Origin of the sequence: Ruegeria arenilitoris (assembly GCF_013032855.1) — a bacterium.
In the GTDB taxonomy this organism is placed as follows: Bacteria; Pseudomonadota; Alphaproteobacteria; order Rhodobacterales; family Rhodobacteraceae; genus Ruegeria; species Ruegeria arenilitoris.
The window spans coordinates 457063-478232 of record NZ_WQDA01000002.1 but is presented as its reverse complement, the minus strand read 5'-3'; the positions used below and the strand labels follow the sequence as shown (position 1 = coordinate 478232).

19 protein-coding genes are annotated in these 21170 nt (G+C 61.8%); 4 read left to right on the top strand and 15 right to left on the bottom strand.

The annotated features are described in order from the left end of the window. The first annotated feature begins 15 nt into the window (after positions 1 to 15). A complete protein-coding gene (mnmH, locus tag GOW72_RS08580; RefSeq protein ID WP_170366552.1) occupies positions 16 to 1068 on the top strand; it encodes a tRNA 2-selenouridine(34) synthase MnmH in 1053 nt (350 codons plus the stop codon). Here the strand turns inward: mnmH and selD are convergent. From selD to GOW72_RS08545, 7 genes are read right to left on the bottom strand one after another with little or no spacing between them, the layout of a single operon-like run. Continuing rightward, complete coding sequence (selD, locus tag GOW72_RS08575) at positions 1059 to 3218, bottom strand: selenide, water dikinase SelD (protein WP_170366551.1); 2160 nt, start codon at positions 3216 to 3218, stop codon at positions 1059 to 1061. The two genes, mnmH and selD, sit on opposite strands and share 10 nt — an antisense overlap. Before the next feature lie 4 nt (positions 3219 to 3222). Further along, positions 3223 to 3609: a Na+/H+ antiporter subunit G gene (locus GOW72_RS08570; protein ID WP_170366550.1), complete on the bottom strand. Its 387-nt coding sequence runs from the start codon at positions 3607 to 3609 to the stop codon at positions 3223 to 3225. Between the two features lie 7 nt (positions 3610 to 3616). Beyond that, a complete protein-coding gene (locus GOW72_RS08565; protein WP_093962617.1) occupies positions 3617 to 3886 on the bottom strand; it encodes a K+/H+ antiporter subunit F in 270 nt (89 codons plus the stop codon). Then, a complete protein-coding gene (locus GOW72_RS08560) occupies positions 3883 to 4380 on the bottom strand; it encodes a Na+/H+ antiporter subunit E (RefSeq protein WP_093962616.1) in 498 nt (165 codons plus the stop codon). The genes GOW72_RS08565 and GOW72_RS08560 overlap by 4 nt, the downstream gene beginning before the upstream one ends. Then, positions 4380 to 5936: a monovalent cation/H+ antiporter subunit D gene (locus tag GOW72_RS08555; RefSeq protein ID WP_170366549.1), complete on the bottom strand. Its 1557-nt coding sequence runs from the start codon at positions 5934 to 5936 to the stop codon at positions 4380 to 4382. The genes GOW72_RS08560 and GOW72_RS08555 overlap by 1 nt, the downstream gene beginning before the upstream one ends. Continuing rightward, positions 5933 to 6292 (bottom strand): Na+/H+ antiporter subunit C, encoded by a 360-nt coding sequence (locus tag GOW72_RS08550; RefSeq protein WP_170337694.1) that lies wholly within the window; start codon positions 6290 to 6292, stop codon positions 5933 to 5935. The genes GOW72_RS08555 and GOW72_RS08550 overlap by 4 nt, the downstream gene beginning before the upstream one ends. Beyond that, the gene (locus GOW72_RS08545; RefSeq protein ID WP_170366548.1) at positions 6292 to 9165 is read right to left on the bottom strand and encodes a monovalent cation/H+ antiporter subunit A; all 2874 of its coding nucleotides are present in this window, start codon (positions 9163 to 9165) and stop codon (positions 6292 to 6294) included. Before GOW72_RS08545 ends, GOW72_RS08550 begins: the two co-directional genes overlap by 1 nt. Before the next feature lie 222 nt (positions 9166 to 9387). Between GOW72_RS08545 and GOW72_RS08540 the strand changes: the two genes are divergently transcribed. Continuing rightward, positions 9388 to 9858, top strand: a complete 471-nt coding sequence (locus tag GOW72_RS08540; RefSeq protein ID WP_170366547.1) for a rhodanese-like domain-containing protein — start codon at positions 9388 to 9390, stop codon at positions 9856 to 9858. Further along, on the top strand, positions 9858 to 10673 hold the full coding sequence (locus GOW72_RS08535) for a CE1 family esterase (protein ID WP_170366546.1): 816 nt from the start codon (positions 9858 to 9860) through the stop codon (positions 10671 to 10673). Before GOW72_RS08540 ends, GOW72_RS08535 begins: the two co-directional genes overlap by 1 nt. Here the strand turns inward: GOW72_RS08535 and mdoH are convergent, their stop codons facing one another. From mdoH to GOW72_RS08500, 7 genes are all read right to left on the bottom strand, one after another. After that, a complete protein-coding gene (gene mdoH / locus GOW72_RS08530) occupies positions 10674 to 12545 on the bottom strand; it encodes a glucans biosynthesis glucosyltransferase MdoH (protein WP_170366776.1) in 1872 nt (623 codons plus the stop codon). It abuts the gene before it with no gap. After that, entirely contained in the window at positions 12542 to 14041 is a 1500-nt protein-coding gene (locus tag GOW72_RS08525) for an OpgD/OpgG family glucan biosynthesis protein (RefSeq protein ID WP_170366545.1), read from the bottom strand. The genes mdoH and GOW72_RS08525 overlap by 4 nt, the downstream gene beginning before the upstream one ends. Then, entirely contained in the window at positions 14038 to 15255 is a 1218-nt protein-coding gene (locus GOW72_RS08520; RefSeq protein ID WP_170366544.1) for an OpgC family protein, read from the bottom strand. The genes GOW72_RS08525 and GOW72_RS08520 overlap by 4 nt, the downstream gene beginning before the upstream one ends. Positions 15256 to 15284: 29 nt before the next feature. Next, entirely contained in the window at positions 15285 to 16655 is a 1371-nt protein-coding gene (locus GOW72_RS08515; RefSeq protein WP_170366543.1) for a tetratricopeptide repeat protein, read from the bottom strand. A gap of 180 nt (positions 16656 to 16835) precedes the next feature. Continuing rightward, the gene (locus GOW72_RS08510; RefSeq protein ID WP_170366542.1) at positions 16836 to 18020 is read right to left on the bottom strand and encodes a CaiB/BaiF CoA transferase family protein; all 1185 of its coding nucleotides are present in this window, start codon (positions 18018 to 18020) and stop codon (positions 16836 to 16838) included. Next, the gene (locus tag GOW72_RS08505) at positions 18007 to 19626 is read right to left on the bottom strand and encodes a thiamine pyrophosphate-binding protein (RefSeq protein WP_170366541.1); all 1620 of its coding nucleotides are present in this window, start codon (positions 19624 to 19626) and stop codon (positions 18007 to 18009) included. The genes GOW72_RS08510 and GOW72_RS08505 overlap by 14 nt, the downstream gene beginning before the upstream one ends. A 79-nt stretch (positions 19627 to 19705) precedes the next feature. Further along, positions 19706 to 20167, bottom strand: a complete 462-nt coding sequence (locus GOW72_RS08500) for a DUF302 domain-containing protein (protein WP_170366540.1) — start codon at positions 20165 to 20167, stop codon at positions 19706 to 19708. A gap of 144 nt (positions 20168 to 20311) precedes the next feature. Here GOW72_RS08500 and GOW72_RS08495 point away from each other — a divergent pair, with 144 nt between their 5' ends. Further along, positions 20312 to 20656 (top strand): DUF1636 family protein, encoded by a 345-nt coding sequence (locus GOW72_RS08495; RefSeq protein WP_170366539.1) that lies wholly within the window; start codon positions 20312 to 20314, stop codon positions 20654 to 20656. Here GOW72_RS08495 and GOW72_RS08490 read toward each other — a convergent pair. Next, a complete protein-coding gene (locus GOW72_RS08490; RefSeq protein ID WP_170338190.1) occupies positions 20644 to 21138 on the bottom strand; it encodes a hypothetical protein in 495 nt (164 codons plus the stop codon). The two genes, GOW72_RS08495 and GOW72_RS08490, sit on opposite strands and share 13 nt — an antisense overlap. Between the last annotated feature and the right edge of the window lie 32 nt (positions 21139 to 21170).

Genomic DNA, 21170 nt, shown 5'->3' with positions numbered 1-21170 from the left:
CGCTAAACCCCTGTCATGGCCCTGAAATTCTCAAACCTGTCGCAGCTGTACGCGCATCCGTTCGATACGATCATCGATGTGCGCAGCCCGGCAGAGTTTGCCGAAGACCATCTGCCCGGCGCCATCAACCTCCCGGTTCTGGACAATGAGGAACGCGCACGTGTCGGCACGATTTACGTTCAGCAGAGCCCGTTTCTGGCGCGCAAACTGGGGGCCGCGTTGGTGTTTCGCAACGCCGCCACCCATATCGAGACGCAACTCAGCCACCACGAGGGCGGTTGGCGCCCTTTGGTCTATTGCTGGCGTGGCGGTCAGCGGTCAGGATCCTTCACCTGGATGCTGCAGCAGATCGGCTGGCGAGCCGAGGTGATCGAGGGCGGATACCGCAGCTATCGGCGTCTGGTGAAGCAATACCTCTACGATGACCCGCTGCCGTTCAAGCTGGTGGCGTTGGATGGCTACACCGGTACTGCAAAAACGGAACTTCTGGCCCAGTTGCAAACGCGCGGGGTGCAGGTTCTGGATCTCGAAGCGTTGGCCAATCACCGCGGTTCGCTGCTGGGCGAGCAACCCGGCGGACAACCCAGCCAGAAAGCGTTCGAATCTGCCTTGGCGTCGGCCATGTGCGCGCTTGATCCGGCACGGCCTGTGTTGGTCGAGGCCGAGTCGTCAAAAATCGGTTCGTTGATTTTGCCCCCTGCGGTCTGGCAGAACCTGTGCCAAGCGCCGCGAATCCTTGTCACGGCAGATATCGAGGCGCGAACGGACTATCTGGTCGCTGCCTATGACGACATTCTGTCCGATGCCGAGCGTTTGCAGGACCGCCTGTCGCCGCTGCGGTTTCACCGGGGGCATGATGTCGTGGATGCGTGGATGGCTCAGATTGCCGAGGGCAACAAGAAAGCTCTGACGCGCGCCTTGATGGAGCAGCACTATGACCCGGCTTACGAAAAGTCGCGGAAAAATTATCGGTTTGATGTGATCGCGTGCGTGCATGCCACGTCCTTGACTACAGACGGGCTGGATCAGGTCGCGTCGGAAATTGAAGGGATTGTGGCTCAGCTCTGAAGGCGCAGGCCGGGTGTGTCGCTCAATACACCGATGACTGCAGCCGGGTAACCAGCGGCACGTAAATGGTCGCAGATATTTAGTGCGTCGTCGGCCGAAACGGCAGCCAGCAACCCACCCGCGGTCTGAGGATCGAACAGCAGATCGGCTTTGCCGTCAATTGGAACTTCGGGCGCGATGGAACGATTGTCGTTGAACAAGCTGGACCGGACACCTTGCTGGCTGAGCTCGAGCGCCCCCTCCATGACCGGGACTGCGTCGAGATTCAGGACTGCGCCGCAGTTGGATGTCTCGCACAGTCCAACGAGATGCCCGGCCAGTCCAAATCCGGTGACGTCGGTCATGGCATGGGCTTGGGCCAGAATGCGTGCGGCGTCACCCTGCGGCCGCGTCATGTGGTCATAGGCGGACACTACCCACTCGCCGTTGGCTTGCCCTGCCATTTCTGCGGCCATCAGGACTCCGCTGCCAATAAGTTTGGTCAGGATCAACACATCACCGGGCCGCCCACCCGAAAGGGTGATCGGATCAGACTGGCACAAACCCGTGATGGTGAAACCGATGGTAAGCTCATCGCCCATCGAGCTATGGCCGCCGACGATCTCAGCGCCGGCGCTGCGCATGACTTCGGTCGCGGTTGCCATGATTTCAGCCATGGTGCGGTGTTGCAGCTGGGAGGACATGCGCGGCAGGATCAGAGTGGCCGTCGCGGCCTGTGGGGTCGCACCCATCGCCCAGATGTCCCCCAGTGCGTGAATGGCCGCGATGCGGGTCATCAGAACAGGGTCCGGAACGAAGCTGCGCAAATGATCTGACGTCAGCACCTGCCGGACGCCTCCAAAGGTCAGCATTGCGGCATCATCCCCGGACAGGGGCGTGATATCCGGACGATCGGATCTCTGTACCGCGGATAGCGCGGCCTGCAAGGCGCCGCGACCTACCTTGGCGCCGCAACCGCCGCACATGGGCTTGTCGCCCAGAGCATCGCGCAGGCCATCCGCATGATGACGGGGAAGCGCGGGGCCTGGCATCTGGGGCAGCTCACGAAAGCGACGCATGAACTTCTGGTCGATATGGTTTTTCCACCGCCACATCACAGGTCCGCTGAATGACGTCCCAAAGCGCTCGGCCAGTGCCGAGCGTTCCCCCAGCGAGACCAGCTTCAGGTAATCCTTCTGCGGCTTGTACCGGCGCATGGTTCCAGCGCCGAGAGCTGCGCGCAGGTTGTTGAAGAGAACAGGAGCCTCTCGCACGGCAAAGACACCGGCCTTGGGGCGCGGCGTGTCATCCAGATGAGCGCAGTCGCCGACTGCGAAGACCGATGGATCGCTGGACTGCAAATACCCGTTCACTCGGATAAAGCCGTCGTGCAGGTCCAGTCCGGTCTGGCCGATCCAGTCATAGGGACGGGCGCCCGCCGCGCCGGTTGTGAAATCAGCCGTGATGTGACGCCCATCGGTCAGTTGCACGCCTTTTGGTGTGATCTGCGCAATTTCGGCCTGTTCGATGCAGTCGATGCCAAGCTGTTCCATCGTCCGCCGAATGGTCTGGGCGGCTTTGGGGTTTATCGCGGTCAAGATTTGCGCCTTGTCGATCAGAGTGACCGTTGATTGCCTACCCTTGGCGCGCAGGGCATGAGCCATGGCCATCGCCAGTTCAACGCCCGCGACGCCGCCGCCAATGACCGCCGCCGAAGCAGGGTCGGTTGTCTCCAGGTACTGAGCCCATTTTGAGGCAAAGGGACCAAGAGGTTTTGCCGGGATGGCATGTTCCGTGAACCCGGGCAAAGACGGCATGTTCGATGTTATTCCGACATTGATCGAGGCGACATCGAAAGCGACATCCGGGTGAACCGCCACATTCACCAGCCGCCGGTTCAGGTCCAGGCCGATCGCGGCACCCAGAATGATCCGGGCCCCTGCAAACCGTGCCAGCCGGATCAGATCGATGTCCAGGTCGCGGCGGGCATAGTGCCCCGCGACATATCCGGGCAACATCCCGGAATAGGGCGCGGTCGGGCCAGGATTGATCACGGTCAACCGCGCGCCGGGTAGGGGGTTCATCCCCCATTTCCGAAGGAAAAGCGCGTGCGTATGACCTCCGCCCACCAGAACCAGATCGCGGGTAAGTGGCAACGAAGGTGTCTTCATGAAGTCAGTTCGCGCTGTGATCCGGGACGTCTTCGACCTGCTCGACCGCGTGGGTGGCCCAAAGCTTGTCTTCGCCCGCGTCCGGCAGATCCTCGGGGGCTTCATGGCGGTGAATGTGCCACTTGGCAATGAACAGAGCCGTGATCGGAGCCGTCAGAAACAGGAACAGCGTGATCAGCAGTTCATGCATGGAAAGGCGCTGTTCGATCAGGATCGAATGAAAGATCGAGGCCAGCAACACACCGCCCACGCCCAGCGTGGTGGCTTTGGTCGGGGCGTGCAGCCGCGACATCGGATCCTTCAGCTTGATCATGCCAAAAGACCCGACAAAGCCGAAAACCCCTGAAACGATCAGGAAAAATGCAATCAGAAGCTCGAAGATGAATTCCATGGCGGCCTCACTCGATGATGTTGCCGCGCAGCATAAAGCGCGCATAGGCCACGGTCGAAACAAAGCCCAGCATGGCAATGATCATAGCGGCTTCGAAAAAGATCTCGGTGCCCAGATGCAGGCCGTACAGGATCATCAGGGCGATGGTGTTGATCACCATCGTATCAAGGGCGAGCACTCGCGTTCCCACACCGTCGGCGGTGATGATCCGCCACAGGCACATCATGATCGCGGCCCCAAAGCAGGCAAAGGCAAAATAGATTGCATATTCGATCATTCGAAAATCTCCTTCAGGCGGCGCTCGTAACGCTGCTTGATCTGGTCTCGTACCGCGCCCGGATCCGGAGCGTCCAGGCAATGGACCAGCAGACAATGCCCTTGGGCCGAGAGGTCGCAACTGACGGTGCCCGGCGTCATGGTGATGGTTCCAGCCAGAACCGTGATCGCTTCGGGTGTGCGCAGTTCCAGCGGGATTGAGATCCAGTTCGGCTGTCTGTCCGCGTCGCGTTTGAACAGGATGATGCGTGCCACGGTCACGTTGGCCACCACGATATCCCACAGAACCACGATCATGTACTCAACGACCATGGGCCAGTTCCGCAGGACGGGCCGGTCGGGCCAGTAGGGTTGGGTGATGAAGGGAATGATGATCCCCAGAAGCAATCCAAACACCAACGAGTTCAGCGAGGGCGCGTTGGCCAACAGCACCCAGACCAGAGTCAGCAGGAAGCTCAGATGCGGGTGGGGGAATATCCGGCGCAGCAGTTTCATCAGTCTTCCCTTCCCAATACGGCCGAGATGTACTGTTCCGGCGCGAACAGTTGCGCGGCGGTCTTGCGAGTGTAGTCCAGCGAGGGTCCGGCGAACAGGGTCAGCAGGACGAGGCCCAGAACCACTCCGAACACCGAGGTGAACGCCAGCCCCGGCTGCGGTTCAGGCGCGGGCCGGTGCGGCGGTTCATCATCGTTGGTGGCCTCGGTTTCGGGTTCCGGGTCGATCTGGGTGCTGGCGTCATAGCTTTTCCAGAAGATCAGGGACCCGGCGCGAGCCAGACCCACGATGGTGACAAAGGATCCAATCAGAACGACCGCCCAGACCGCAGTGGCATCCGGCGCATACCAAGACGCATCCAGCACCAGAAGCTTGCCGATGAACCCCGACAACGGCGGCATGCCCGCCATCGCTATGGCTCCAACGAAGAACAGCGCCGAGATCAGCCCGCTTTGCGGCATCGGCGGGCGGGGCGCAATGGCCCCTCCACGACGTTCCATCACAAGATCGGCCACCAGGAACAGCAGCGCGGTCGCAAGTGTTGAATGGTAGACGTAGTACAGAGCGGCGGCTGTGGCCGTCTCGGTGAACAAGGAAATAGCCACCAGCAGCGTTCCCATCGAGGCGATGGCGCAAAACGCAACCATGCGCGCGATGTGCCGCGTGCCCAGAATACCGATCGAGCCGATGGCAAGGGTCAAAAGCGCGGCAGGTTGTAGCCAATCACCAACCAGTCCTTCGGTGACGGCAACATCCGGGCCGAATGCCAAAGTATAGACCCGCAGGATCGAATAAGCCCCCACCTTGGTCATGATCGCAAACAGCGCAGCCACTGGCAGTGGCGCGTTGGCATAGCTGGCCGGCAGCCAGAAATGCAGCGGCAGGACAGCGGCCTTGATGCAGAAGACCAGCAGCAGAAGAACCGCACCCACGCGCAACAGGGCGGTGTCTTCGGCCGGAATTTCCGCGACGCGCACGGCGAGGTCGGCCATGTTCAGGGTACCGGTCACCGAATAGATCGTGCCCAATGCAAACAGGAACAGAGTTGACCCCAAGAGGTTGTAGGTGACGTATTGCACCCCGGCCTTCAGACGTACCGCGCCGCCGCCATGGGTCATCAGGCCGTAGGAGGCGATCAGCAACACCTCAAAAAATACGAACAGGTTGAAAGCGTCCCCGGTCAGGAAGGCGCCGCAGACACCCATCAGCTGGAATTGGAACAACGGGTGAAAGTGGTTGCCGCGTTCGTCCCACCCGGACGCGATGGCGTACAGCACGACAGGCAAGGCCAGCAACGCCGTCAGCAACACCATCATCGCGGACAACCGGTCAAGGACCAGAACAATGCCAAACGGAGCCGGCCAATCGCCCAGTTCGTAGACATGAATCTCGCCGCCCGCCGCCTGCGCAGTGATGGTCAGCGCGATGCCGAGCAAGCCCACCACACCGGCGACTGAAAAGATACGCTGCAGGTCCAGATGGTACCGCAGAACCATGATGATGAAGGGGGCCAGGATCGCGGGCAGGACGATCGGCGCAACGATCCAGTGGTTCATGCGTCTTCTCCTGCGTCATCCACGCTGTCCTGCGCGGCCATGTCTATATGGTCATCCTTCGAAGACAGGTAGGCGCCCAGAGCGATCATCACGATCACAGCTGTCATCCCGAACGAGATCACAATCGCCGTCAGAACAAGGGCCTGCGGCAATGGATCGGTATAGGGAACCTCTTCGTATTTGTTCAGAACTGCAGGCGCGTTCACGGCCAGCCGTCCCGTGGCGAACAGGAACACGTTGACCGCATAGGTCAGCAGAGACAGGCCCAGGATGACCGGAAAGGTCCGACGGCGCAGGATCAGAAAGATCCCTGCGGCGGTCAGAACGCCAACGGCCGATGCGACGAGTGCTTCCATCAGCCCTGCTCCTTCGCTTTTTCTTGTTCTTCGGCCAGATCATCCCGCAACGGGTTGATGTCCATCGGGAATTCCTGCGCCATGCCCGGCCGCCACGCGAACCGCGACAGGCTGTCAAGAGCCAGCATTACGGCGCCCAGAACGGCCAGGAACACGCCTGTGTCGAACAGCATGGCCGTGGCCCATTCGAACTCTTCCAGCGGTGGCCAATGCAGATAGCCGAAATCGCTGGTCAGGAAGGGCCGCTCGTTGAACCAGGCGCCCAAACCCGTGGCTGCAGCGATCAAAACGCCCCAGCCGATTGTGCCATGGTAGTAGAACCGCTGCCGCTCGATCGCCCAGGTATAGCCGCTGGCCATGTACTGCATCAGGAAGGCGATCGCGACCACCAGACCGGCGATGAACCCGCCTCCGGGCTGGTTGTGCCCCCGGAAGAAGATGTAGGCGCCCACCATAAGGGCGATCGGCATCATCACACGTGTGGCAACAACCATCATCAGCGGGTGTGAGTCACCTGACTGGGGCCAGTGCGGTTTGCGGTTCAGCAGGTAGGCGCGGACACTGGTGCCCAGCACGGCCTCGGTCAGGGCAAAGATGATCAAGGCCGCGATCCCCAGCACGATGATCTCGCCGAAGGTATCAAATCCCCGGAAGTCCACCAGGATCACGTTGACCACGTTGGTGCCTCCGCCACCCTTGTAGGAATTGGTCAGGTGGAACTCCGAAATCGTCGGGAAGGCGAAATCGCGCAGCATGAGCGCATAGATCAAGCCCCCGGCGCCGATACCGGCCACTACCGAAATGGCGGCATCACGCCAACGCCGTGCCGCGCTGCTGTCCCATGGGGTCTCGGTCGGCAGGAAATTCAGCGACAGCAGCAGCAGTATCATCGTGACGACTTCGACCGAGATCTGCGTCAGGGCTAGATCAGGCGCGGACAGATAGTTGAAGGCCATCGACACGATCAGGCCGACGACACCGATCAAAACAAGCGACAGCAAACGGTTCCGGTGGAACCACATGATGCCCATCGTCGCCACGATCAGGCACAGCCAGCCGATGATCGGAATGATCGGAGCCGGCAGCGGAACCCGCGTTTCCACGCCAATCGTGCCGGTCGAATAACCATAGTATCCAAGGCCGACCGTAAAGGCGATCAGGATGATCGCATAGCGGCTGATGACACCGTTGTGCAGCTCGTCCGTGATCCACCGGCTGGCGGCGGTCAATCCGCCGATCACGGCGTCGAAGATGGTCTTGGCCTCGGGGCGGGGCAGGATATTCCAGACCTGCTCGCCGCGGCGGTGCAAAGCCAACAGTAAGAGGCCGCCAAAAGTTGCGACGATCGACATGTACAAGGCAGGCGTGAACCCGTGCCACAGCTTCAGTGAGTAATAGGGCAGCTTCTCGCCGCCGATCACTGCGGAAGACACAACTGCAACCAAGGGGCCGACGATGGCGGCCGAGTTCAGGCCGATCAGCACGACCAGCACGACCAGGAATGCCGGAGCCAGCCACAGCCCCACCGGCGGGTCATGCGGGTGCGCAGGGTAATCCTCGCGTTCAGGGCCCAGGAAGACGTGGGACACGAACCGGAAGGAATATGCGGCAGAGAAGATCGCGGCTACCAGGGCAAGGGCTGGCACCAGATAGTGCGAGTTTCGCCAGACCGTGTGCACGGTTTCTTCCAGCATCATTTCCTTCGACAGGAATCCGTTCAAAGGTGGAATCCCTGCCATGGACAATGCGGCGATTGTTCCAATCGAAAAGGTGATCGGCATCAAATGGCGCAGGCCGCCCAGGCGCTTGATGTCCCGGGTGCCGGTTTCGTGGTCCACGATCCCGGCGGTCATGAACAGGGCGGCCTTGAAGGTGGCGTGGTTGATGATGTGAAAGATGGCGGCCACGACCGCGATCTTGGTGCCAAAGCCCAGCAGCATCGTGACCAGCCCCAGATGCGACACCGTCGAAAAGGCCAGCAACGCCTTGAGGTCATCCTTGAACAGCGCGATCACCGCGCCGATCAGCATGGTCACCAGGCCTGTGGTGGCGACGATGTAGAACCACGCCTCGGTTCCGGCCAGAACCGGCCACATGCGCGCCATCAGAAACAGGCCAGCCTTCACCATCGTGGCCGAGTGCAGATAGGCCGAAACCGGCGTTGGAGCGGCCATTGCATGCGGCAGCCAGAAATGGAACGGGAACTGGGCCGACTTGGTGAAACATCCCAGCAGGATCAGTATCAACGCCGGCAGGTAGTAGGGCGAAGACTGGATCAGTTCGCGGTTCTGGAGGATCACGCTCAGGTCATAGGACCCCACGATATTGCCGAGGATCAGCATCCCCGCAATCATCGCCAGCCCGCCGGACCCGGTGACCGCCAGCGCCATCCGCGCGCCCTGGCGGCCTTCGGGCAGGTGTTTCCAATAGCCGATGAGCAAGAACGAACTGAGCGAAGTCAATTCCCAGAAAACCAGCAAAAGCAGTATGTTGTCGGACAGAACGATACCGACCATCGCGCCCTGGAACAGCAGGAGATAGGTATAGAATTGCCCCATTGGGTCTTCACGCGACAGGTAGAACCGCGCGTACAGGATGATCAGCAGACCAATGCCAAGGATCAGCAGCGCGAACAGAAATCCCAGCCCGTCCAGCATGAAATTGGCATTCAACCCCAGCCCTGGAATCCAGTCGAACCGCGCGGTGACCACCGTACCGTTCATGACGTCCGGGATGTGAATCAGCAGCCCCATCAAGGCCAGAAACGTGGTCAATCCCGCTGCCGATGCGGCTGCGTTGCGCCCGGCGCGGATCAGCAGGGCGGGAAAGACAGCTCCGAGGAAGGGAAGGGCCGCGATAAGGAATAGGGACAACTGCGATACTCCGGGCTGAGCGGTCAGGGTGCTGTTGATTTTGTAAGGATAATTTATTGACTGTCTAGCTATTGCAAGTTTTTCACCTTGCACTACACCGCTCGGATTTTTGGCCAAAGCCTGCGCGAAAATGACGCGAACTTGATATGCGCCCGGCTTTTCGGCGCAGCGTCAGAGGCGGACCCGTGATAAAACCGGCTTGGAAAAACCGGAGGGTGCACATTGGCGATCACAACCAAGCTCAGCCGCAGAGGCGTGTTCCTTGGGGGCGCAGCCGCTGTTCTCGCGGGTTTTGCGATCCGTGAATACCGTCTGATCCCAGAAGACTTTTCTGGCGGTACGTTGACCGTCGCTCAGGCGCACGAAAAGGCTGTTGCAGGGGAAATCCTGTTGCTCGACATTCGGACCCCGCGCGAATGGCGTGCCTCAGGCATCGGGCAGGGCGCCCAACCGCTGGACATGCGCCGTGAAGACTTTCTGGATGCGTTGGATCGCCTGTCGGGCGGTGACAAGGGGCGGCCGATTGCCGTGATCTGCGCCCGTGGTGTGCGGTCAGCGCGGCTGGGCAACATGTTGACCGAGGCAGGCTACGGCAACATACTTGACGTGCCCGAAGGGATGCTGGGGTCAGCCGCAGGTCCGGGCTGGGTGCGGGCCGGGCTGCCGGTGCAGGCGTATTCGGAGGGGGCGTGATGAGGCTCAGGGATCTGTTGGCTGTGTTGATCGCAACCGCCGCAACTCCGGCATTGGCCGCGTGTGGGCAGGATCAGGGTGTTTGCGAGACTAAAACCGGAAGCTATCGCATCGAGCTGCCGGAAGAAAGCAACCCGCCATTGGTCGTGTTCCTGCACGGGTATGGCGGTAGCGCGCAGGGAACCATGAAAAACCGCGGCATGGTCGAACCCTTGCTGGCACGGGGATATGCGGTCATGGCACCCGAGGGGGCCGAGCGCAACGGGCGAAAGAGCTGGAACTTCTATCCGGGGTGGGACGGGCGAGACGAAGCCGCGTTCCTGAAGGAGGTTGTTGCGGATGCGGTCCAACGGTTCGGGATCGATGACCATCGCGTGGTGCTGGGGGGATTTTCGGCCGGCGGCTTCATGGTGAACTATCTGGCCTGCGCCGATCCCGAGGCATTCTCGGCCTACGTGCCGGTCTCAGGCGGATTCTGGCGCCCGCATCCCGAAAGTTGTGCGGGGCCCGCGCGCCTGTTCCACACACATGGCTGGACCGACAACGTGGTGCCGCTGGAGGGGCGCGCACTGGGCGGCGGTCGGTTCCTTCAGGGCGACATCTTCGCCGGGCTTGAAATCTGGCGGCAGGCCAACGAATGCGCCGACAACCGTCCGGACGGGTATTCAACGACAGGCCAATTCATGCGCCGCAAGTGGACCGCCTGTGCTGACGGCAGCGCATTGGAGTTCGCTCTGTTTCCCGGCGGTCATACAGTTCCGCGGGGCTGGGCCGACATGATGCTGGATTGGTACGAAGGGTTGCCCGGCGGGTGATCATTCCGCCGGGGTCATGGTTCCTTTGCCCTCGATCAGGCGTTTCAACTCGTTGCGATGCGAACGTGCCGCCCGCGTGATGGCGGGCTCGTGGAAATCCTCGGGCATGCCGACCATGCGACGCGCTGCTGCCGCAGATACGCCGCTGAGTGCGGAGAGCGGTACCGCAAAGGTCAGGCTGATGGCGATCGGAGCCAACCAGACCGAGACCAACCCGGCCAGGATACCCGCGCTCAGCGCGAAGCCGCTGATGGTTTCGAGCGCGTGACACACGATCAGCGTCCGCAGCCCATAAGTGCCGCCATCCCGTGCCTGCGGGGTCCAGCCTTTTTGTACACCGAGAACAGTGCGGAACACGGCGATCATCTGCTGCACCATCAGGATCGGTGCGTACAGGATCGACAGCACGACCTCGAACAGGAATGACGCAAGAAACCGGGTCCGGCCGCCGAAATCTTCATAGCGAACACCGCTGAGGGGCAATGCCAGTGCACCCAGAATCTTGGGGGCCAGCAGCATCGCGTACATGACAAGGATGATCAGAACATGCCGCGTTTCGGTCATTTCCGGCCACTGGGGGAACATCGGATTGTCCGGGCTGAAATAGTGCAGCACCGAAGCATCCTTGCCCTGACCGATCAACGCCCACATGACCAGCAGTGCGAACCACAAGGGTGACATCAGGTATCCGACGGCGCCGTGGAACAGATGAAACCGCGACACGGCCCGAAACCCGGTCGAGCCGAGCAGACGCAGATGCTGCAGGTTGCCCTGGCACCAGCGGCGGTCGCGTAGGGCGTGGTCGATCAATGTCGGCGGTGTTTCCTCGTACGAGCCTCGGATGCGCGGCAGAAAGCGAACGCCCCAACCGGCGCGGCGCAGCAACCCGGCCTCGACGAAGTCGTGGCTCATGATCAATTGTTCCTGGCCCGAGAGCGAGCGCAGCTTGGGCAGACCCGCACAGGTCGCAAAGGCCTTGGTGCGGATAATGGCGTTGTGGCCCCAATAGTTGCCTTCCTGGCCGCACCAACGGGACAGGCCCTCGGCAAATGCGATGCCATAAACACCATTGGCGAATTGCTGCATCCGGGCAAAGACGGATTGGGCACCGATCAGTTGCGGATAGCTTTGGATCAGGCCGGCGCCGGGATCGCGGGCCAGCGCGTCGGTCAGCCGCGCGATCGCGCGCCCGGTCATCAAGCTGTCGGCGTCCAGAACCAGCATTGCATCCCAAGCGCCACCCCAGCGGCTGACCCAATCAGCAATATTGCCGACCTTGCGGTCCGTATTCTGTTCCCTGCGTCGGTAATACAGCTCAAGACCCGGGGCCAGCGTGGTACGCAGCGCCTCGATGCTGGCCTGTTCCTGGGCCGCGATTTCCGGATCGCGGGTGTCTGACAGGATGAACATCGCATAGTGATGCTTGCCCCCTCGGGCGCGCAATTCTTCCAGCATCGTGCGGGCATTGCCCAACACGTTCCACGGCACTTCGTTGTAGACGGGCATCAGCAAAGCGACCCGCAGTGGTTGCGCGCGACCCTGCCGTACCGGACGCTCTTGCCGGGCTAGAGAGACCATTCCCAGCAGGACGGTGCAGACCGTGAAGGAAATCCAGAAGAAATTGAACGAAATCAATGCCAACAGGATGGCTTCGACCACGTTTATCCCTTCGGCGTCGAACCAGTCCGCCATGACCCACAGCAAAGCAACCGAGGCGGCCATGGCCGGGGAAAACGCCAATGCGCGCCAAAGGCCCGCCGACGACCGGCGGGCATCCGCAGGCGCTTGGGCGTCCCGAAACCCGGCGCCAAAGTCCTGCTCCGGCATTGCCAGCGGTGCCTCGGGCGGCATGATTTTCAGGTCCGGGTTCATGCTGTCCATCTGTACATCCAGACTTCCGAAGCGGGCTCGTCACCCAGCCTCAGTTGCGCGCGCAATTCGACGTGGTCGCGGTCGCCGGGTTGAAACGAAAAGGCCAGACGCAAACCGCCCGTATCCGGGTTGCGTTGCAGAACCCCGTCCGAAGTTTCCGCATGAGGCGACTGCACGAACACGCTGAGGGCGTCCGGATCGTCGAACAACTCGCTGGCTTCGAAGTCGATCACCGCAAGCCGCCCTTCGCCAAACGTGTTCTCGCCCATTGCGGTTTTGATCACCCGTGGCATGGCGGTCCGCTGCGGTTCTTCGCCCCATGTCAGGCGGTACGACAAGTCGAGCTGAGCACCGGCAGCAATTGGTTCAGCGGGGCGCCAATAGGCGACAATGTTGTCGTAGATCTCCTGATCGGCCGGAATTTCGACCAGAGTGACCGTACCTTTGCCCCAATCGCCCATCGGCTCGACCCAAAGGCCGGGGCGCTTGTGGTATTGCGCCTCGAGGTCGGCATAGTCGGAAAACGCGCGTTTGCGCTGCATCAGTCCGAACCCGCGCGGATTCATGTCGACGAATGAGGACACCTGCAATCGCTTGGGATTGGCGAGCGGGCGCCAAATCACTTCTCCGGCCCCGTTTCGGATCATCAGACCGTCGCTGTCATGCACGGCCGGACGGAAATCGTCGAACCGGTTGTGATTGGTCTGATCGAACAGGAACATCGACGTCCCCGGTGCGATCCCGACGTGGGGAAGCTCTTCCCGAGCAAACAGGGTCGCCTGCACCTCCATGATGCAGTCGGCGCCGGCGGTGATATCGAACCGGTAGGCGCCGGTTACACTGGGGCTGTCCATCAGGGCGTGAACGATCATGTTGCGTTGGCCGGGCTTTGGGCGCTCCAGCCAAAACCGGATGAAATCCGGAAATTCTTCGCCCTCGGGATCCCCGGTTTTCAGTGCAAGACCTCGGGCTGACAGCCCATAAACCTCGTGTAGGCCGATGGCACGGAAATAGCTGGCTCCCTGAAAGACGCAGAACTCGTCCGTCTTGCCAGGGCGATGCATCTCGGTGCGCAGCCGGAAACCCGAAAAACCCAGCGTTTCGTCTACGGGCAGATCGGGGACATCCTCGGCCCGGTCGAACATCTCGAGGTCGAAGGCAACCGGCGCGGTCATCGCGTTCTCAACTGTCGAGACCTGAACGGTTCGCGGGAAGTAGAGGCCGGGAGTGAAGAAATCGACGTTGAACGGCGTATCGGTCCCGTACCAAAGCGCACGGTCCAGCCGGAAACGGATGGAGCGGTACTGTTCGTAGGTGAGGTCCTGCCACGCCTGCGGAACGGTTTCGCGCGCCTCGTAGGGGCGGTTGGCCAGATCGCGGGCAAGGGCGATGATATCGGCCCGGTCGAATGGCACCTCGCCACCGGTGGCAAAGGTGGCCGGGGCGAAGGCCAGCGCCGTAGTCGACGCAAGGAATGCACGACGCGTGAACTTCATGACTTCGATTTCCATGGGTGTGATTTGAACCAAGCGGCCAGATAAGCCACGCCGATGATCAACGCAAATCCAATTAGGTTTGCGGCCAGAACGGTGGCGAAATCCCGCCCAAATTCGTCGAGGAAAACGCCGATAAGTCGCGCCGCTGCCATGGAAAATACAAAAACCGCCAAGGACTGCTGGCCCACTTTGGTGATCTGCTTCAGGATCCATCGCCACAGCTGCGCGCCGATCGTGTTGCCGGTGGCGATCAGGCGATGCCCATGTTGCCCAGCAGCCACCCATCCCAGGTAGGCCAGCGACAGGAAGTGCATGTACCGGAACAGGCCGAAATCGGTTTTTTCGCGCAGCTCGCTTGTCAGAGGCCAGACCTTTCGGATGTTCTCGGCAAGATCCGGCGCGGCCGCCTGGACCCACAAGAACACTTTCCACGATCCGAACGGGGCTGAGAGGACAAGGAACAATGCCGCGGCCCAGATCAGCGTCTTGGAAACCGGCGGTGCAGGAATCCAGCCCCGCATGAATGCAAAGCCGGTGAAAAACAGCAACTGCCATCCAAACGGGTTGAAGAACCACTGGCGGTCCGACCACGGTTCGGCCGGAAGCGCCAACATACCGGTCTGCGCCACCAGCCAGATCGCGACCGAGACCAACCCGACTGCCCAGATGCTGAGGCGCGACAGGCCCATGAACATCGGCATCATTGCCAGAACGACCAAGTACATCGGCAGGATGTCGAAATAGTTCGGCACATAGGTCAGGGTGAACAGCCCTACCATCTGTGGCATCGGGTCGTTGAAGAAATGCTGCAGGTTCAATCCCGAGACATAGCTTTTGTCGAAGGCTCCCGACAGATCCAGCGTTGCCATGGACATTGCGACAAAGAAAAACAGGCAAATATGGGCCCAGTAGACCTGCCAGATGCGGAAGCTGACCCGGGCGGTCCCCATCCACCAGCCCTTGCGCTCAAACGCGCCGCCAAAGGCGATCGCCGAAGCCATGCCCGAGCAGAAAACAAAGATTTCAGTCGCGTCCGAGAATCCAAACCGGGCCGGGATCCATCTGGCCCAAGGGTCGTTCGGGATGTGCGCGATCAGGATGATGAACATCGCAATACCGCGATAGAAATCCAGCCGCGGGTCGCGGGTTGCGGCAGCAGGGGCGGAGGATGCCGCCACCGGTGCAAAATCAGAAGCGGGCGATGCGGTCGCCATTCGTCTCTCTGTCCTTTGTGGTCGTCTTGTTATTCAGCCGGTACGCTTTGCACACCGGATTGGTCGCGGGCCGAACTGATCAGAGCGCGGCGCGCGAGGGCGTAATTGTCTTCGGTACCGGACCGTTTGGCCTTGCGGTCGTCCAAAATGCGCTCGACATCATCGAGGCGTCCGGCACGCAGGCCGGAATCGATTGTAATGCGTTCAAAAACATCCCTCTGGGCGTGACTGCCGCCGGCCAATTGCATCGAATTTCGCGCATTTGCAAGATGCTCGAAGGCTTGGAGATAATCGCCTTTTCCAAATGCCTCGAGGCCAATGGCGGCGGCCAAGCCCGGGTCGGCCATGCGACGTGCCGTGTCGGTTGCGGGCTGTTGCGAGTCCTTGTGAATGCGGGCTAGCAACTTGGCAGTCGAGTCGGGCCTGTTGTCACCAGTCAGTGCCAGAAGGTAATGCAGATCGGCGAAGATCAGACAGCCGTCTTCGGTGCGGGTGGCGCTCAGGTCGGCCAGTTCTTCCCATCGGTTGCCAATGTCCACGCCTTCAAGCTCGAGCCTCGACAACAGCGAGGTCGCATTCGAAATATCGCGATAGTCATCTGTCTTGTCCTGGCGAATCTCGTGGTCGTACAGATCAAGCACCTGGTCGATCTGACCCAGATCCAAATGCATCAACGCTTTGTGCCACCACACGTGATACCGGAAGTTGTTGCAGTGGGACCAGGCAGCCTCGCGCCCGGCCAGCCAGTCCAGACCGGATTGCGCATTGCCCGTCATTTCGTGCACGTGGGCGACTGCGTGCAGGCCCCACGCGTCGTCGGAAACCATCCACAGAGCCTGCCGCCCTGCGATTTCGGCCTTTTCGTAGGCACCGGTTTCTTCCAACGCAAAGGAATGGCACCCAAGCAGGTATCCACGACCGGGGTGATCAGGCGCATAAGCTGGCAGAACCCGTTCGATCGAGCGTCGCATCCCTGCGGAGTCGCCCAACACGAAACGGGTCGCGTGGCTGAGTTTCATGGCCAGCGTGTCATCGGGGTGGCTGCGCAGAATTGCCTCGAAGGTTTGCACGGCGCGGGTGGGCTGGCCTGCCAGCCAGTGATCCAGGGCCTCAAGATACAGTGTCTCGCGGGCCGAAATCGGCTGCTCAGCGGCCGCACTCTTTGCGGCAGCGGCGGCCTGATGGGCGACCTCCATCATTTCCCTGCGCCCCAACAGAACCATGAACAGCCCCTTGATGGCATGCCCAAGCGCAAAGCCCGGTTCAAGCTCAAGCACCTTGCCCAGATGCTGAGGTGTGACCGCTGCGTGAGCCATGAAGCCAAGCAGAACACCATTCCACGCTTCGGCGCTGTCCGGGTGGGTCAGGGTGTTCATCTGTCCGAAAACATCTTGCTGCATGCTTGGGTCCAATCTGGTTGCAAAAACTCACACTCTTGGACTTAGCAGAGTGTGCAGACGGGACGTAACAGTATCGGGCCTGCTCTCGAATTGGTGAAAGCTTGTGTTCGCAAAAAGCGAAAAAAATCGCCGATTCAATGACATGTTTCAGCGACTTGCCGCCGAAAAAGGCAGAGTGTTTCAATCCTCGAAGGGGTTTTCCGCGTTCAGAACCGCTTGCGTGTCAGCGCCGAACTCGGGCGGAGCAGAGCGATAGGTCACCGGGCTGCGGGACAACTTCAATGGATTCCCGATCAGCCGCACCGGGCCGGGCCGGGCTGGCATATCCACTTGCATCCCCCGCGCCGCCACCTGATCCGAGGCAAAGACCTGATCCAGCGTCTGAACCGGCCCGACCGGCACTTTCAGCGCCTCCAGGCCATCGATGACGGCCTTGGTCTCCAGCCGCTGTAGCGCGGGCCGCAGAACGGCGTTCAATGCGTCGCGGTGTTCCAGCCGGGCCGGGTTGGTGGCGAACCGCGTATCGTCGGGCAGGTGACCCAGCTTCAGAAAGCCGCAGAAACGCCGGAACTGGCTGTCATTTCCCACGGCCAGAATGACGTGTCCATCGGCGGTTTCATAAACATCGTAGGGCACGATGTTGGGGTGCCCATTCCCGCGCCGCTGTGGAACCTGGCTCGAGGTCAGATAGTTCACGCCCTCGTTGATCAGCCATGCGATCTGGCTGTCGACTAGTGCGATGTCGATCTGCTGGCCTTCGCCGGTCTGATCCCGGTGGCGCAGCGCCGCCAGTATGCCGACGGTCGCGTACATGCCACACATCACGTCGGCGATGCCAACGCCCACTTTCATAGGGGCTCCGTCCGGTTCGCCCGTCAGCGACATGATCCCGCCATAGCCCTGCGCCATCAGGTCATAGCCCGGCTTGGCCGCGTTCGGGCCGGTCTGGCCGTAGCCCGAGATCGAACAGTAGATCAGCCCCGGAAAGTCCCGCGAGAGGGTTTCATGGTCCAGCCCGTATTTGGCCAGCCCGCCGGGTTTGAAATTCTCGATGAGGATGTCAGCATGAGAGGCCAGCCGCCGGATCTGTGCCTGCCCCTCTGGCGTGGCGATATCGATGGCGACGGACTTCTTGTTGCGGTTCGCGGCCATGAAATAGGCGCTCTGATCGGTCGGGTTGCCATCCGCATCGGTGACATAGGGCGGCCCCCACTGGCGGGTATCGTCGCCACCGGTGGCCGGGTTTTCCACCTTGATCACGCTGGCGCCCAGATCGCCAAGCAGCTGCGTGCAGGTCGGCCCGGCCAGAATGCGTGACAGATCCAGAACCTTGACGCCCTTCAGCGGCCCGTCAGATGCGGCCATCATAGCCTCCGCGGTCGATCTCGGCGGCGATCACGGTTAACGTGTCGGCGGCCATCGCGGCCTTCAGCGCAGCGCGCAGTTCGGCACGGTTGCGCACGGTGTGGCCGTTGCCGCCGAACGCCCGGCCCATCGCGGCATAGTCATGCCGGTCGAAATCGACGCCCCGGTTGCCCATCTGGCGCTGGCGCTGCTTCAGTTCGATCAGTGCCAGGCTGGCATCGACAAAGACCAGAAAGATCGGGTTTCCTCCCATTTCCGCGGCGGTCGACAACTCACCGGCCACCATCAGGAACCCGGCATCGCCGGAAAAGCTGATGACCGGGCGGTCGGGTTCGGCCAGTTTCAGGCCGATCGCCATCGGAACGGCGCAGCCCATCGTGCACAGCGCCGAAGACTGGATCAGGCCGCGCGCCTCGGAGCATTGCCACATCTGGCTGAGAAGGATGCGGTGCGCGCCGCTGTCTGCGGTGGCCAAGGTTTCGGGGGGCAGGGTATCGCGAGCCTCGGCGATCACGGCGGCGGGGCCCCAGTCGTCGTCGGTGGGAAAGGCCGCGGCCAAGGCGGCCTTGACCTGCGCCGGTTGGCCTTGGGGCCACGTCGGTCGCGCAGGGTTGCCCTTGGCGATCGCTTCAAGGGTGGCGCCGGTATCGGCCACCAGGTTCAGCCCCGCCTGATGCATGTAGTGGTCATTCACCACGGCCGAGATGTCGATCACGCGTTTCTCGTCCGGGTCCCAGATCTCGCGCCAGCCGGGGCGCATTTCGATGGGGTCATAGCCCAGGCACAGGATCAGGTCGGCCTGTTCGACCAGCGGCACAAGCTGCGTGTCGGCCAAGGGCGACAGCCCCGCGCCCCCCAGGCACAGCGGGTGATCCTCGGGCACCACGCCCTTGGCCTTGTAGGTCGTGACGAACGGGATGCCGAAATGTTCCAGAAACGCCCGCACCACGCTGCGCGAGTCGTCATACAGCACGTCCAGCCCGATGATCGCCAGCGGACGCTCGGCCTCGGCCACCCAGCGGCGGGCCTTCTCCAGGCATGTGCCCTCGGGCGCGACGCGGGCGGCCCGGGTCAGCCGTCGGCGCTTGGCGATAGACACCCGGGTATCGGCGACCGAGATCGGTACGTCGATATGCACCGGCCCCGGTCGCGCCTGCGTGGCCAGCGACACCGCTTTGTCGGCGATGATGTCGGCGCCCTTGGCCGTCAGGGTGAACGTACCCTTTGTAATCGAGCGATAGACCTGCGCGTGATCCATGATCTGATGAGTGTAGGTCAGCGCTTCGTCGGCATCGACGCAGCCGGTCAGCACGATCATCGGCACCCGGTCCTGCAGCGCGTTGGCCACGACATTGATGCCGTTCATGGCCCCCGGACCCAGAGTCGCCACCAGAATCGCCGGCGCGCCATCGCGGTGATGCACCGCCTCGGCCATGAAACCGGCCGAGTTTTCGTGTTTGGTCAGGTGAAAGGTGATCCCGGCCTGTTCCAGCGCATCGACCAGGGTCAATACCTCGCCCCCGGGCATGCCGAAGGCGTGGCGGCACCCGGCCTCGTACAGCCGTTGCGCCAAAAGGTCCGCAGCGCGGGGGGACAGGTCCTGCATCGAACAAGCTCCGTAAGTTCCGTTGCGCAGCAGATTGCGGAGGTTCCGGGCCGGCGCAAGCCGCATCACGCCAGTGTGACTATTTGACAGCCAAATCGGCGATGGCGGCGAATTTGGCGTCCAACTCTTCGGCAATCGCGGGCAAGGCGTCGGAGCCGCCGGTGTAGGGGGCAAAGACTAGGCTGGGCGTCTTGTAGGACAGCGTCGCGGTCCCGTCCTCGTTTTCCGTGACGTACAGGCGGATCGGCGCCTCGATCATCGCGGGCACCGATTGTTCCAGAATCCGCACCGCATAGTCGTTGTTGAAGACCCCGATCACCCGATTGCCCGGAATGGTGATGCCGCGCGCGGCGGCGGCCTTGGTCGGCCCGGCCTGCGTGACCACGATCAGACCGTTTGCCTTGACCGCCGCGATCGTGTCGGCCACCAGCGCGTCATGGGTCTTGGTCGTCGGGTGGACGGCCCAACCCGGCCTGGGTTCGATATCGGCCGCCAGCGCGGGAAGCGCCAGCAGGCCGAGAAAAAACACAAGATGTTTCATCACGGGCTCTCCAGGTCATGGTTTACCCGAGTCTTCCCGAATTCCCGGCTGCGTACAGTCACAATATCGTGGGTGGCGGGCTTGCGCCGGGGGTGCGAAACCCGCACAAGCGACAGTGTGAAACGGAAAAGGCAGGCGAGTGGCATGCGTGTTTTGATCTGCAGCAGCTGCGCGGGCGAGCGCGACTTGCTGGCCGAGCGTCAGGCCGTATCGGACGCCCTGCGCGCTGCGGGACTGGACGGGCGGGTCGAGATTGCCGAGCACGCCTGTTTCAGCGGCTGCGACGAGCCGACCGTGGTGGCGATGCAGGGGGAAAGCCTGGCGTCCTACGTGTTTTCGGGGATCGATCCGGTTGCCGATGCCGATGACATTGCGGCGACCTGTCGGACCATTCTGAACGGCCCGAATGGCTGGATCGAAGACGCCCGGCCGTGCGGGCGGCTTCGCTTGTGTTTGCGGGCGCGGATCCCTGCGCTTCAGTCCACCTGAACCGTGACGGACGCGCTGACCGGCACCCCATCCACGGCCAGCGGGCTGTGGCTGTTGGCGTTCAGCGAGACCTCGATGGTAGTGTCGCCCTTGGGCAGGTCCGAAATGTGCATCCAGTTGCCATAAAGCCGGGCCAGCTTGACGCCGTTTACATAGACATGCGCATGGCCTTCGCCGGGCTTGTTGTCCAGCGAGGCGTTCTCCGGCGAGAAGCGGAAGTTTTTTGGCATCACATGCAGGTTCCAACCCGCCATCGGGTCGGGGGAGACGGCGATCTCCAGCCCCGGCGCGTCCGGTCCGGCGGGCAGGTTGATGGCGGCGCTGTGGTCATGGGCCATGGCCTCGGCGTGATGGCCGCCATGTTGGGCGGGGTCGGAATGGTCGTGGCCATCGAAGGTGACGCCGTTGGCCGCGGCCAGCACGAACCCGGCACCCCCACCAAAGACCAGACCGATCGCGAAAAGAGCAAGCGAGCGTGTCATCATGTTTCCTTGAAAAGCAAATGACCCGCCGG